This is a genomic window from Streptococcus sp. CSL10205-OR2 (genome assembly GCF_025660655.1).
Lineage (GTDB): Bacteria > Bacillota > Bacilli > Lactobacillales > Streptococcaceae > Streptococcus.
Genome location: NZ_JAOTIN010000004.1, coordinates 59,753 through 74,126, shown reverse-complemented (window position 1 = coordinate 74,126; position 14,374 = coordinate 59,753). Strand labels below are relative to the sequence as shown.

General features: G+C 33.7%; 14 protein-coding genes. 1 reads left to right on the top strand and 13 read right to left on the bottom strand.

Annotation, left to right across the window (positions count from 1 at the left end; translation table 11 throughout):
- Nucleotides 1–9: 9 nt before the first annotated feature.
- From N7659_RS03470 to N7659_RS03425, 10 genes are all read right to left on the bottom strand, one after another.
- Complete coding sequence (locus N7659_RS03470; protein ID WP_263275832.1) at nt 10–660, bottom strand: PepSY domain-containing protein; 651 nt, start codon at nt 658–660, stop codon at nt 10–12.
- 121 nt (nt 661–781) lie between these two features.
- The gene (alaS, locus tag N7659_RS03465) at nt 782–3,400 is read right to left on the bottom strand and encodes an alanine--tRNA ligase (RefSeq protein WP_263275831.1); all 2,619 of its coding nucleotides are present in this window, start codon (nt 3,398–3,400) and stop codon (nt 782–784) included.
- A gap of 28 nt (nt 3,401–3,428) precedes the next feature.
- Complete coding sequence (locus tag N7659_RS03460; RefSeq protein WP_263275830.1) at nt 3,429–3,932, bottom strand: LURP-one-related/scramblase family protein; 504 nt, start codon at nt 3,930–3,932, stop codon at nt 3,429–3,431.
- Nucleotides 3,933–4,168: 236 nt separating this feature from the next.
- Nucleotides 4,169–5,113, bottom strand: a complete 945-nt coding sequence (locus N7659_RS03455) for a peptidyl-prolyl cis-trans isomerase (RefSeq protein WP_263275829.1) — start codon at nt 5,111–5,113, stop codon at nt 4,169–4,171.
- Nucleotides 5,114–5,176: 63 nt separating this feature from the next.
- Nucleotides 5,177–5,884, bottom strand: coding sequence for an O-methyltransferase (locus tag N7659_RS03450; RefSeq protein ID WP_263275828.1), 708 nt, complete (start codon nt 5,882–5,884; stop codon nt 5,177–5,179).
- 41 nt (nt 5,885–5,925) lie between these two features.
- Nucleotides 5,926–6,531: an HAD hydrolase-like protein gene (locus tag N7659_RS03445; protein WP_263275827.1), complete on the bottom strand. Its 606-nt coding sequence runs from the start codon at nt 6,529–6,531 to the stop codon at nt 5,926–5,928.
- Nucleotides 6,528–7,055, bottom strand: a complete 528-nt coding sequence (locus tag N7659_RS03440; protein WP_263275826.1) for a GNAT family N-acetyltransferase — start codon at nt 7,053–7,055, stop codon at nt 6,528–6,530. The genes N7659_RS03445 and N7659_RS03440 overlap by 4 nt, the downstream gene beginning before the upstream one ends.
- 41 nt (nt 7,056–7,096) lie before the next feature.
- Nucleotides 7,097–8,896, bottom strand: a complete 1,800-nt coding sequence (pepF, locus tag N7659_RS03435) for an oligoendopeptidase F (RefSeq protein WP_263275825.1) — start codon at nt 8,894–8,896, stop codon at nt 7,097–7,099.
- 26 nt (nt 8,897–8,922) lie between these two features.
- Nucleotides 8,923–9,879 carry a competence protein CoiA gene (locus tag N7659_RS03430; protein WP_263275824.1) on the bottom strand — a complete coding sequence of 319 codons (957 nt, stop codon included), beginning with the start codon at nt 9,877–9,879 and terminating at the stop codon, nt 8,923–8,925.
- Between the two features lie 71 nt (nt 9,880–9,950).
- Entirely contained in the window at nt 9,951–10,652 is a 702-nt protein-coding gene (locus tag N7659_RS03425; RefSeq protein ID WP_263275823.1) for a glucosamine-6-phosphate deaminase, read from the bottom strand.
- 122 nt (nt 10,653–10,774) lie between these two features.
- Between N7659_RS03425 and queA the strand changes: the two genes are divergently transcribed.
- Nucleotides 10,775–11,803 carry a tRNA preQ1(34) S-adenosylmethionine ribosyltransferase-isomerase QueA gene (queA, locus tag N7659_RS03420; RefSeq protein WP_263275822.1) on the top strand — a complete coding sequence of 343 codons (1,029 nt, stop codon included), beginning with the start codon at nt 10,775–10,777 and terminating at the stop codon, nt 11,801–11,803.
- Nucleotides 11,804–11,891: 88 nt separating this feature from the next.
- Here queA and N7659_RS03415 read toward each other — a convergent pair whose 3' ends face one another.
- The 3 genes from N7659_RS03415 to N7659_RS03405 all read right to left on the bottom strand — a co-directional run bounded on the left by N7659_RS03415 (nt 11,892) and on the right by N7659_RS03405 (nt 14,302).
- Complete coding sequence (locus N7659_RS03415; protein ID WP_263275821.1) at nt 11,892–12,500, bottom strand: superoxide dismutase; 609 nt, start codon at nt 12,498–12,500, stop codon at nt 11,892–11,894.
- A gap of 57 nt (nt 12,501–12,557) precedes the next feature.
- Nucleotides 12,558–13,604: a DNA polymerase III subunit delta gene (holA, locus tag N7659_RS03410; protein WP_263275820.1), complete on the bottom strand. Its 1,047-nt coding sequence runs from the start codon at nt 13,602–13,604 to the stop codon at nt 12,558–12,560.
- Nucleotides 13,605–13,708: 104 nt separating this feature from the next.
- Nucleotides 13,709–14,302 (bottom strand): hypothetical protein, encoded by a 594-nt coding sequence (locus N7659_RS03405; RefSeq protein WP_263275819.1) that lies wholly within the window; start codon nt 14,300–14,302, stop codon nt 13,709–13,711.
- Nucleotides 14,303–14,374 lie beyond the last annotated feature (72 nt).

Genomic DNA, 14,374 nt, shown 5'->3' with positions numbered 1-14,374 from the left:
TTTTGACAATTAAGTCAGTTGGCTTGTGTTTGACTCTTCCTTCTCAGAGATAATGGATGCATCATCTGCGCTTATTATTAATACTTTTCCCATGTCTTCTGAGAAAATAACAACTTCATAAACCATTTGATCTGGAGAGTCATAATTCAAACTAATACTATGCACCAATGCACCTTTATATTTATTTTCAATTAATGTTAAAATATCACCAACACTTATTTGAGGTTTATTAATGGTATAGCCTATTTCACTCGCACTCAGAATGGATATGATTTCACCTGAGTTTGCATTAATAAAATAAAATTTTTTACTATCTTCATAAGAAACATCAAGACTAAAGTATGGTATATTGTCTTCGAAATAAACTTCTATTTTGGAAACAAATCCTTCTTTAGCATGAGTCAAGGCAATTTCCATTGCAGTGTCGAAATCAACTGTTATTGGAAGTATTGACGATGATTGTTCTTTTTTTTCTGTGTCGTTTTTCTCTTCTGAAGAATCGAACAAATTAGTAGATTCATCGTTAGAAATCGTTCTCTCTACTCTTTTTTCTGAGGAGTCTCTATTAAATGATTCACTAGAGAAGGCGAAATATCCTATAATAAAAATAAAAACGACAACCATTCCAACAATCAAGTGTTTTTTTGTGATTTTTTTCATTCAAATTCTCTCTTTCAATTTAAACTCAATTTATTAATTCTTAGTTTAATTATAACATTCTTAATGGAATATAAATATTTTTTTACAAAAAAACTGGTTAAAAAGATAACCAGTTTTTTCATTAAATATAATCTTGAACAGTATCAAGGAGTTTTGAAATGGCAGAGGCATCAGAACCACCGGCCATCGCCATATCAGGTTTTCCACCACCTCGACCAGAAATAATCGGAGCTAATGCTTTAACAAGATTGCCAGAATGAATGTCTTTTGTTTTACTTGCTACAAGGAGGTTCACTTTTTCACCAATTGCAGCCACTAAGACAAGCACATCTGAATAATCTTTTTGTTTCCATTGATCAGCATAAGTTCTAAGAGCACCTGCATCTGAAACATCAACTTTTTTGGCGAGTAAACGAATTCCTTTAATCTCTTGAGGATTACTAAAGATTTCACCTGCTGCTGCTGACGCAGCTTTTTCTTTTAAGATAGCATTTTCTTTTTGCAATTCGCGTAATTGTTCTTGAAGACTCGCTACTTTATTTGATACTTCTTTAAGCTGAGGCGCTTTAATCGTTTTAGCAATTTCCTTAAGAGCATCTTCTTGATCACGGTAGGCAAGATAAGCTTCTTTACTGGTCACAGCTATGATACGACGCGTTCCTGAGCCAATTCCTTCTTCTTTGATGATTTTAAACATACCAATTTCAGAAGTGTTTTCAAGATGGGTACCACCACACAACTCAACAGAATAATCACTGATAGAGACAACACGAACAACCTTACCATATTTCTCACCAAAGAGAGCCATAGCTCCCATTTCTTTAGCGGTATCTATATCAGTTTCTATCGTATTGATTGGAATAGCTTCCCAAATTTTTTGGTTAATCTCTTCTTCAATTTGACGTAGTTCTTGGTTGGTCAAAGCTTCAAAGTGAGTAAAGTCAAAACGTAAGAAAGCTACTTCATTTAATGAACCTGCTTGGACTGCATGATTACCAACAATATGATGAAGTGCTGCATGAAGTAGATGGGTTGCTGTATGATTTTTCATCACTCGGTAGCGACGGTCATTGTCAATTTCTAGATAATAAGTTTGACCTTCTTCAAGTAGACTTAAAACCTCTACCTTATGAAGCGGTTGGCCATTTGGTGCCGATTGAACATCAACGACTTTAGCAACCACATCACCAGTAGGTGATTTAATAACACCATGGTCAGCCACTTGTCCCCCTTTTTCAGCATAAAATGGCGTTTCCTCAAAAATTAAGAAGGCTTCATTTTCACTAACTGCTGAAACACGTTCATCATTTGCGACGATGGCTGACAAAGTACTCTCTGTTGCATTTGTTTCATAAAGGAATGTCGATGGTTCAGTGATATTAGCCAAGGTTTCATTTTGCATGCCCATTGACCCACCTTTAACAACGTTAGCACGCGCACGTTCTTGTTGTTCTTTCATTGCTTCTTTAAAGCCTTCATGATCAATAGTGAAGCCTTCATATTCAGCCAATTCTTCCGTCAGTTCAACAGGGAAACCATAAGTATCATAGAGTTTAAAGATATCTTTTCCTTCTAGAGTAGTTTGACTTTTTTCTTTTAACGAAGCTAATAATTGGTCTAAGTGAACTGAACCTGAATCAATGGTTTTAGCAAATGTTTCTTCTTCACGTTTAATAATTTTTTCAATAAAGTCATGTTTTTCAAGAACTTCTGGATAATAGCTTTCCATGATTTGACCAACAATAACAACCAAACGATATAAGAATGATTCTTTAATCCCCAAACGACGGCCATGCATAACCGCACGACGAAGAAGACGACGTAAAACATAGCCACGCCCTTCATTTCCAGGAAGTGCCCCATCACCAATGGCAAAAGCAAGTGAACGAATATGATCGGCGATAACTTTAAAACTCATGTTGTTACCATCTGGATCGTAGGTTTTACCAGAAAGTTTTTCTAGTTCACAAATAATCGGCATAAAGAGGTCTGTTTCAAAGTTTGTCTTAGCGCCTTGAATAATGGCAACCATGCGCTCAAGTCCCATGCCGGTATCAATGTTTTTGTTTGGTAGTTCTTTATACTCACTTCTTGGAACACTTGGATCCGCATTAAATTGTGATAACACAATATTCCAAATTTCAATATAGCGGTCATTTTCAATATCTTCTTCAAGTAAACGAATACCAATATTGTCGGGGTCAAAAGCTTCACCACGGTCAAAGAAAATTTCAGTATCAGGGCCTGAAGGACCAGCACCAATTTCCCAGAAGTTTTCTTCTAAAGGAATCAAATGACTTGGTTCAACACCCAATTCTATCCAGCGATTGTAAGAATCTTTATCAGCTGGATAATAAGTCATGTAAAGTTTTTCTTTTGGAAAAGCAAACCATTCGTCACCAGTTAATAATTCATAAGCAAAAGCTATGGCTTCATCTCTAAAATAATCACCAATAGAAAAGTTACCAAGCATTTCAAACATGGTATGGTGTCTGGCTGTTTTACCAACATTTTCAATATCATTAGTTCTAATTGATTTTTGAGCATTGGTAATTCTTGGATTGTCAGGAATCACTGACCCATCAAAATATTTTTTTAAGGTGGCAACACCTGAGTTAATCCATAACAGTGTGGGATCATTAACAGGTACAAGATTAGCAGAAGGTTCAACAGAATGTCCTTTTGATTTGAAGTAGTCTAAAAACATCTGTCTAATTTCTGCACTGGTCATTTTTTTCATTTTATTTTTTCCTTTTCTATTTTCGTGTTTATCTATTTGAAGAAGCAGAACTTGCTGCTGCCATTTCTTCTTTTACTCTATCTATCGCAATGACAAGAGAAATAACCAAATCACTATAGTTTTCATCAAAAACTTTCACATTGTAAGTTGAAGTTAATTTAAACCATTCTTCTGAAATGGTTGCGACTAATTGGCCCTGTAAATATAAACTAAAATTCATAGACCAAAAATCACCCTTCACGACCATTCCCAAGTTTTCGATGCGAAACTTTGGTTTAAACAAAGTCCACTCCTTAATGATAATAAACTGTCTACCATCAGAAAGTTCAACATCAAATTTTGGTAGAAATGACCACAGTCGTTTAGTAATATGACTGACCATATTACCATTCATATCAAGGATGGTATAACGTTTTGGAATTTCTAAAAAGCTTCCTCTCACTTCATAATGGGCATTATTTTCTATGTCTTTGATATAGAATTTTCCACCAAGTGACCACATTTTTTGTTTGATACGAAATACTTTTGTCATAACAAGCTCCTTCAAAAAAACAAGTCCACTAAAGAAGGGCGAAAACCGCGGTACCACCTTCATTCAATGAACTTGTCATTCTTCATGATTTATTATTTAATTTTCTATTAAGTAGCATGTTTTTAGAGTCTGAATGGCTTGCATCAACCGCCACTTTTCTGGATCAACCCGATTAAAAACAATTCTTAACAGGACTATTATACGTTCTTTATAGACTTTCGTCAATAAAGAAATCATTATTTTTTGTCGTCAGCTTCTTTACTATCATCTGCTTGATTAGCATCTGTTGGTGTAAATTGAGAAAGAACATTTGCAAAAGTATCATCTGTAATCTTAACATTAGCTTTATCAAGTGCCTCTGAAATGACAACATTTCTAAAAGCTGGATCATTAGTTTTTTGAGTGATGAACATCTCTTTCAAACGATCTTTATAGGTATTCCAATCAGCATCTTTTTCAGCTTTTTTAGTTGTTTTAACAATATAGTAATTTGTTCTGTAAGTTGATGTATCGACGATTGGAACAACTCCTGAAATGCCATTAGCATCAAGAGCAAAAGCTGTTTTCATCACATCAGGTAAGACCTTATTATCTGCTGAATCAAAAGTAACTTCGATATTATCTTTGTCTAATGATTTTTCTTGAGCAATTTTTAAAAAGTCTGCACCTTCAGCTCTCACTTCTTCTAAAGTAGCATTTGCGGCTTCTTCTGAATCAAGAACAATGACCTGAGCTGTTGTTTCAGGAGTGTAGCTTTCATAAGCTGTTTTATAAGCATCATCATTTAATTCTTTTTCAGCTGCTTTATTAATAGCATATTCCAGTAATTTTTCAAGACGAATGGTTTTCTTATATTGTTCAGCTGTAGTACCTGCTTGGGCAAGAGCTTGCTCGAATTGATCTCCGTACTGTTTAGCATTTTCATTATAAGCATCAGTGACTTCTTTATCAGACACTTTGTCACCATATTGATCTTCAAAGACACGCTCTAAAATTAGAGTGACCATTGTTTGCTGTGCAGCTGTTGAAGACTTCACTTCATTATAGAAATCTGACAATGTGATAGTATCACCCTTCATTGTTGCTAATTTAGCATCAGCATCTTTACTGGTTGAGCAGGCTGCTAATGTCACCACTGATAATAAAGTGACAAGACCTGTTGCAAATAGACGTTTTTTCATTAGTAATAGTACTCCTTATTTATCGTTAACTTCATTATTATACCATAATGTCTTAAAAAAAACTTAATCTTCGATAGTAATCCTATCAGAATTTTTTCTTAAGAGCAATAAACCATCACCTAAAGGTAGAATAGTTGCCGTCAACTCTTGATGACGCAAAGTTGTTTTAAATAATTTTTGAAGACCACGGTAAATGGTCCGTTGCCCTCGACGAACGTCTTCAATGGGTCTAACGATGTCGCCACCTTGAAAAACATCATCAAAAACGATAACACCACCAACTGCTAAATGTTTTAAAATCTCTGGTAAAAAAACGATGTACTTTGATTTGGCAGAGTCCATAAAAACAAAATCATAGGTCTCTTCAAGAGTTGCTAAAAGCTCACTCGCATCACCCTCTAAAAGTGTGATCTGTTTTCTCGTATCATACTTAGCAAAATTAGTTTTTGCAAACCCAATCATTTCTTCGTTTCGATCAATCGTTGTGATTTTAGCAGTAGGAGCATTTTCTGCCATAAGAAGAGCAGAAAAACCAATAGCTGTTCCTACTTCAAGTATTTTCTTAGGTGCTAGTGTTTGTATTAAAAATCTGAAATAAGAAACAATTTCCGGTTGAATAATTGGAATATTTTCATTTCTTGCAAAAATTTCCAATTCTTTTAAATGACCAGTGTTTTCTTTTTGTGCCGTTCTCATAAATGAAACGACTTCTTCCTTAATAACGGGACGTCTCATGTTATGATTAGCATTTTTACTATATGATTTCACCATAATTTATTTTATTCATTCTTTCTCTACGATATAGCTGTTTTTTAAAATAAACTTTTTATCTCTTCTAATTTAGTGATATGTTGGTTATCTGCTGATGTTTTTACACCAAGATTAATACTCTTTATACCACTATTAATGGCTAACTCTTTGTCCAACTTACGATCACCAATATAGTAGGCACTTGCTTTGTCAAAATGATATTTTTTAGCCAGATAATCAATCACTTCTGGATCTGGTTTACGTTTAAAACCTGAGTCACCTGTCAATACTTCTTCGAAATAATCAGAAATCCCTAATTTTTTTAAAACAGAGAATGTATTATCACCCTTATGGGTGTACATGAAATTCTTAATCCCTTGTGAACGTGTCCATTCAAGTACTGACAAAGCACCTGGCATAAGTCGAAACTCATCATCTCTCTTTAAAACATCCTCTGACATCACTCCTTTAATAAGCTCAAAAGAAATGCCTGTTTCAATCGACTTTTCAAGTAAGAGTTTACCAATTGATTCTTCCAAGATGAAAGTTCTTATGGGTTCTCTTTCAAATGTCCAGTTAAAGTGATTGTAAGTTACTTCTAAAGAAGCAAGCATGGCATCATAAGAATCGATTAAAGTACCATCTAAATCCCAAATAAATGTCGTCATGCTAAAGTCCTTTCTATGTTTATCCAATAGCGAGCTAATTTTTTCCCATCTTCCATGGTAATAATATCTTGCAATCTGCCACCAACTTTTTCAATCGTTCTACGACTAGCAATATTATCTTCCAAAGCTGTGATAAAAATATCGTTGATATTTCTTTCTTTATATTTTTCAAAAGCAAAATATAGTAATTTTGTTGTTATTCCTTGTCTGCGATAAGAAGAAAGTGTGACATAGCCAATATGACCACCTATCTCAGACAAATTTCCTTTTTCCAACTCCCAACGACATGAAATTTTAGCTAAAATCTCTTGATCGCGAAAGTAATAATAGGAAGTTACCGTTGACCAATCAGCTTGGTCTGTTAATGTCTCCAATTGTTTGGTCTTTTGGTAAAAACTAGAGTAATCATCAATTAATCTTGTTTGTATAAAAGAATTTCCCGCTTCTTTTTCTTTATTTAACAAGCGATTAAACGTGTAAAAAGCTTTTTCATCTGATAGACGAAGTGTTCTAATGTCATCCATAGCTTAACTCCTTTTCAAAAAAATCCCTTACGGGATTCTTTTTAACGGATGCCTTTTTTGACAAGTTCTTCAAAAGCATCTAAGCGCTCTTCAAAAACTTTGAAAGCTTCATCCAAATAGTCTGTGGTTGTCATATCAACACCAGCTTTTTTGATCACATTTAATGCATAGTCTGAATTTCCTGCCTTAAGGTAGTTAAGGTAATTTTCCTTATCTGTTTGAGTACCATGAACGATTTTATTTGCAAGGAAACTTGCTGCAGCAAAACCTGTCGCATATTGATAGACATAGAAATTATAGTAAAAATGAGGAATTCTAGCCCATTCATATTGAATTTCTGGGTTGTCTTCTTTTGAAAGTCCATAGTATTTTTCGTTTAAATCAGCATATAAGGCATTTAAAAATTCACTGGTTAAGACTTCACCATCTTGGTCTGCCTTATGAATAGCCGCTTCAAATTCAGCAAACTGTGTTTGTCTAAAGACTGTTCCTCTAAAACCATCCAAGTAATGGTTTAAAATAGCAAAGCGTGTGTGATCATCAGTCACTTCTTCTAATAATTTTTCTGTCAAAATATTTTCATTGGTTGTTGAAGCGATTTCAGCAAGGAAAATACTATAATCACCATAAACATAAGGCTGATTTTCACGCGTAAATACTGAGTGAAGACTGTGTCCTGTTTCATGCACTAAAGTATAGAAATTATCCAGATTGTCTTGCCAGTTAAGAAGCATAAAGGCATTAGTATCGTAAGAACCTCCAGAGTATGCACCTGAGCGTTTCCCTTTATTTTCATAAACATCAATCCATCGTTCACTAAAGGCTCTCTTAACACGATCTGAATAGTCTTTTCCTAAAATAGCCAAGACCTCTTCTGATTTTTTCAAAGCATCTTCATAAGAAATACTCATATCTGTTTTTGAAAGTGGTGTGTAAAGATCATACATTTTTAAATCTTCTAGACCTAAGATTTCTTTACGAAGTTTGATGTAACGATGGAGTAGTGGCAGATGCTTATGAACTGCCTTAACCAAGGTATCAAAAACAGTTTCTGGAATATGGTTTTGTGCTAAAGCAGCAGCTCTTGCTGTTTTGTATTTTCTAAGTTTAGCATTTAGGTTATGAACCTTAACATTGGTTTGAAGGGTCTTAGCATAGGTATGTTGATACTGTTCATAGACACTGTAAAGAGCTTTATAAACGGATTTTCTAACGTCTCTGTTTTTTGATTCAACTAAGCTAATATAATTGCCATGAGACAGCTGAACATCATTACCTTCTTCATCTTTAACCATTGGAAATACGATATCAGCATTATCTAATATAGCAAAGGTTTCTGCTGGTGATTCAAAAATTTCACTACTTGCAGCAAGTAACTCTTCTTCTACTTGTGATAGAATATGATCTCTTTGTTTCAATAATTTATCAAAATAATGAGCATAGTCTTTAAGTTTTTCTTCTTCAGACAAAAAGCGCTCATAATCACTCATGTCTAAAGTCATGAATTCAGGTTCATAAAAAGCAAACGTTTCATTAAATTTTGCAAAGATGGCAGTTGCCTTCGCTTGAAATTCTTGGTATTTGGCAACTGTCGTATCTTGGTCATTTTTCATCGAAGCATAAACATAAACTTTTTCAATGCGACGCATGAGATCTAGTTGTGCTTCAGTGACTATGAGTAATTGATGACTTGAATCAAGTAAGTGTCCTTCATATTGTTTTGCATCATCTAAGGCACTTGATAGGGATGCTAATTCTTTTTCCCACAGCTCATCCGTAGCAAAGATGGTTGTTAAATCCCACGTAAATTCTTTAGCGATATGTTTTCTGTTATCAGACATTTGGCTCTCCTTTTTACACTTTTCTCTTACTGTATTGTATCATAAAATTTTGGAGGGTATAACGTTTGTTGCCTTTTATTATCAACTTTTTGATAGTAGTGCTCAAAATTTTGATAATAGACCATTAGATTGGCAGTTATTTGAGCAAACCCATTGTCAGATTTTAAGGGATTAACTTGTGGATAAAAATCATCTTGTTTCTTTAAGAGAATATTATTACCAGCTTGATAAGCATGTGCTTGTTTTTTCAACCATTTTGGCGATTTGTAGTATAGTTGTTTTTGAATATAAAAAAGAATATCTTCAGCCATTTTAATCTGATAACTACTCATTTTTTGTTTTAGATAGGGAAATCTTAAAAACATTAGAAGGTCTTCATCAAAAGAGCAACTTTTTTCCAGATAATGACTTTTTCCTTTTAAATCTTCGTAAATGAGATACTTTATTCTCAGACATCTCTTTTTTAAATCAACTTCATAGAGATAAAATCCGATATTTTTTGAAAAATAGATTAACTGTTTTTGAAGGCTAGTGATGCTATCTCCCAACCATAGTTTATGACCAAGTAACCAAAGAACAGTATAGTGATTTTTTTGATAACTTTTTGTTCTTTCTTTTAATCTTTTTTGCGATAAGGGACTACACTGAATTTCTATAGCTAATGATTGATTAACGAGTAAGTCTGCTATTTGATTGAATTTGGGTAATATAGTTTCAATGGACACCTCATGTTTTTTTGACAAGGCATGATACAATTCTGATTTTAACCCAAGATGCTCCTCTCCTTCATTTTCAGAAGAAAATAAACAATCCTTTAATCTGACATGAGCAAAATGAGCCTGATAAATCTGTCCAAACCTTAGTCTAACAGGTTGCCTACAAGCACAACAAGTAAATGACTCTTTGACTAATCCCTTTTTATCAAGATGAGATAAAGTGATTAGATTAATTCGTTTTCCATTTTTATTGTTTGCTGTTAACATAGGTCTCCTTTAAATGCGGTTACCTTTTTATTCGAAAAAAAGATGAGTCTCCTTGACTCATCTTTCATTTCTTATAGTTCTGAAGCAGCTTCCTCGTCAACAATAACATAAACATCTTTGTGATTTTGAAGAACGCTAGCTGGAACATCTTTTGTGACTGGACCATTAACTGTCTTAGCAATGGCATCTGCCTTTGATTGACCATAAGCCATTAAGATAATCGTTCTTGCTTTTAAAATTGACGCAATGCCCATAGAAATAGCTTGTCTAGGAACATCTGATTCTTTTTCAAAAAAGCGAGCATTAGCTTTTATAGTATTTTCTTTTAAATCAACGAGATGGGTTTTTGTATTAAATGCTGTGCCAGGTTCGTTAAAACCAATATGACCATTGTTCCCAATTCCTAATATTTGAAGGTCAATAGGGTATTTTTCTAGAATGGCATCGTATTCTTTGGTGTGTGATTCAATGTCAGTAGCCATTCCATCAGGTAAAAAGCTTTCTTTAAATGGTTTTTTATCAAAAAGATACTCTTTCATAAATTGATAGTAAGATTGAGAATCTTCTTTTGACAAGCCAACATATTCATCGAGATTAACACTACGCATATCAGTAAAATCTAAGTCACTAGCAACCATTTTGTTGTATAACTCAATTGGTGTACTTCCAGTTGCTAAACCAAGTGTTTTGGCACCATTTTCAATTTTTTCTTTTAAAATATCAAATGCAACTTGTGCCCCTTCTAGTTGATCTTTCACTGTAATAATTTTCATGATCTTCTCCTTTTGGTATAGACTAATTCTTAACCCTATTATATGGTATATACCAATTTTTGTCAATATTTTCATTAAAAAGTGTTATAATGAAAGAGATATTTTACCAAAGGAGAGACACGTTGAATACTAAGGATTTTGATTTTGATTTACCTGAGGAACTCATTGCCCAAACACCACTAGAAAAAAGAGATGCATCAAAACTACTCATTATTGATAAAACAACAAAAACGTTTGTTGACACCCATTTTGATCATATCATTGATGACTTAAACCCTGGTGATGCTCTTGTTATGAATAATACTCGCGTATTGCCCGCCAGACTTTACGGTCAAAAAGAAAAAACAAATGGTCACGTTGAACTCCTTCTTTTAAAGAATATAGAAGGTGATGCTTGGGAAGTATTAGCAAAACCAGCCAAACGATTAAAAGTGGGATCTGTTATTATCTTTGGTGATGGTCGTCTAAAAGCCACTGTCACTAAAGAATTGGAACATGGCGGTAGAATTGTTCAATTCTCCTATCAGGGTATTTTTCTAGAAGTTTTAGAAAGTTTGGGAGAGATGCCACTACCACCATATATCCATGAAAAACTAGAAGATAAAGAACGTTATCAAACTGTCTATGCTAAAGAAAATGGTTCAGCAGCTGCTCCTACTGCTGGTTTACATTTCACTAAAGAACTCTTAGAAAAAATCGAGAAAAAAGGCGTTAAATTAGTCTATCTAACGCTTCATGTTGGTCTTGGTACTTTTAGGCCTGTAGCAGTTGATAATATTGAAGAACATGATATGCACTCAGAGTTTTACCATTTTTCTGAGGAAGCCGCAAAAACACTAAACGATGTTAAAGCATCAGGTCACCGTGTTATTGCTGTAGGGACAACATCCATTCGTACACTTGAAACCATAGGTAATAAATTTAATGGTCACTTAAAAGCTGACACTGGCTGGACCAATATCTTCATTAAACCTGGTTATCAGTTTAAGGTTGTCGATGCCTTTTCAACTAATTTTCACCTACCAAAATCAACTCTAGTCATGCTTGTTTCTGCTTTTGCTGGTAGAGAATTTGTGCTATCTGCTTATCAGCATGCCATAGAAAAACACTATCGTTTCTTTAGTTTTGGTGATGCTATGTTTATCAAATAAACTAAAAAAGCACCTCAATAGTTAGCGAATTGCCTAACAATTGGGGTGTATACTTCTTGATATCCTATGGGTATCTTTTTTTAATGTCTTATGCTTTAGCGGCTTCGTAAAGTTCGTTAACCTTGTTCCAGTTAATCACTTCAAAGAATGCTTTGATATAATTTGGACGAACATTGCGGTAGTTTAGGTAGTAAGCATGTTCCCAAACGTCTAACCCTAAAATTGGTTTAAGACCATTTGAAATTGGATTATCTTGATTTGCTGTTGAAGTGATTTCTAATTGTCCTTCTTTGTTAACAACTAACCAAGCCCAGCCTGAACCAAAACGTGTAGCTGCTGCTTTTGAAAATTCTTCTTTGAAGGCATCAAAAGAGCCAAACGTTTTTTCAATATCTTCTTTAAGTGCTTTAGACACTTCTGTTTTTTCAGGTGTCATTAATTCCCAGAAAAGCGCGTGGTTGATATGACCACCACCGTTGTTAATCAAAGCTTGACGAATGTCTTCTGGAATTGAAGTAACATCACTTAGTAAGCTTTCTAAATCTTCACCAATCTCAGGGTGTTTTTCTAAAGCGGCATTGGCATTAGCAACATAAGCAGCATGATGTTTATCATGATGAAGTGTCATTGTTTCCGCATCAATATGAGGCTCAAGAGCATCATAGGCATAAGGTAGTTCTGGTAATAGAATTGTCATTTTGATTTCCTTCTTTCTTAAAAACTACCTTAATCATACCTAAAATAAAGAGCGTTATCAACTAATCTGCTTATCAAGGTTAGCAAGCTTTAAAAGTGCTAAATCAAAAAGATAATCTTTTTCGTATTGACCAGATTTTATTTGATAATCAGTGTCAATAAGATAGTAAAGGGCTCGTTTTAAAAAAGAAATAGACAGAACTCTTGTGTCTCTGAGTGCAAATTTTATCTGATAAGGATTGACACGACGCCCCAAATGAGAAGATAACTCCTCAATGATTTGTCTCTCATCAAAACCTTCTTGAGATAATAATTTAACTTGAAGCATGATTCTTAGTTGACTAATCATAATAGCAATCAGTTTGACCTCATCTTCACCTTGAAGGGTTAAATCATGCACTAGAAGTCTTGCTTTGTCAATGTCTTGTCTAAGAATAAACTGCGTTAAATCAAAAATATTATCCTTTAATGTTTTAGGTAAAGCGTCAACGATATCCTCATGGCTAATATGACCATTAGATTGGTAAGATTGTAAAAAAAGCAAATTTTTCATCATATCATCAAATTGTAAATTGGATGCCATCACTAACTCTTCAAAAACGCCTGCCTCAAAAATTAAGCCAAGTTGATGGGCATATTTTTGAAAATAGGTCTTGAATTCTCTTTCTTTTAAGAACGTCGCTTCAAAAATGGTGGCATCTCTTTTTAACAGTTTGACCACGCGCTTTTTACTATCCAGCTTACCTGGGGCTAGGATAATGAGTTTAGTTTCTTCAATAGGATTTTCAAGATAGTTTTCAAATTGTTTAGATGCTTTTGTGTCAAGGTAAGATTTCTTTGTTGTTGTGATATCCAAAAAATAATCAAAAATAACAATTTTGTCTTCCGCAAAAAAAGGCAAACTCTCAAGCTCCATTTGTGCGTCTTGATAGTTAGCAGTTGAAATATCAAAATAAGAAATACCTAAATCATTAGCCTGATAATCCAGTTGATCAAACAAAAGCTGTTTCATCTGAGCGTATTGCCCTTGGTCTTCGCCTGTTAGCACAGTGATTGGCGCTAGATTAGTTTTTGTTAATTGTGCGATTTTTTCTATAGCTATCATGTCTTTATTATACCAAAAAATAAGATAATTTTATCTATCCAGAGAAAATAAAAAGTATCAGAAAATCTAATACTTTAAAAAATATTTTTACAATAAAACAATTTTTAGGGTTCTAACAATTCGGCGCTTAATAAGATATCATTAAATTCTTGTTTTTCTTTTTCAAAATCTGAAGGAAGAGTTGTCATTAAAACAAAGGCAACAAGATCAGGATTATCATCAAATGTAATCATATTAAAGAAATAAATAAATTTTGTTGATTCATCTTTTTTAATTCCACTATAAACCACTTGCGAAATCTTGATATTTTCCTGTTTATCCACAACTGTTAATGGTTCAACTTCTATGAATTCATTACGTTTACTTTTTAAATCATCAATATGAAAATTTAAGAGTTTCTCAGCACTATTTAAATCGTCATTAAAATCACTTAAATGATAAACCAAGACCCCCATATAGGATGAATCATGCCACAATTGTAAATCAAAAGGACCCTCTTCATCATCGACTTGCCACCTTTTATCTGTCATAAATTGGACATCATTACCCAAGTCAGCATGTTTTTCTTTTTTGTTCACTTCTACTGTTTTATCATTAGTTGCAATATTTTTTGTTTCTGATTGGTTGGAACAGGCTATCAGTAACCAGAAAGAAAAAACAAATAAGATACTGAAAATATAATTATTTTTTTTATTCATAAAAACTCCTTTTTTTAGATATTAGATTTCAAAATCACTAGCTTTGGAAAGCAGTGAACTTGTTAGAGTTTT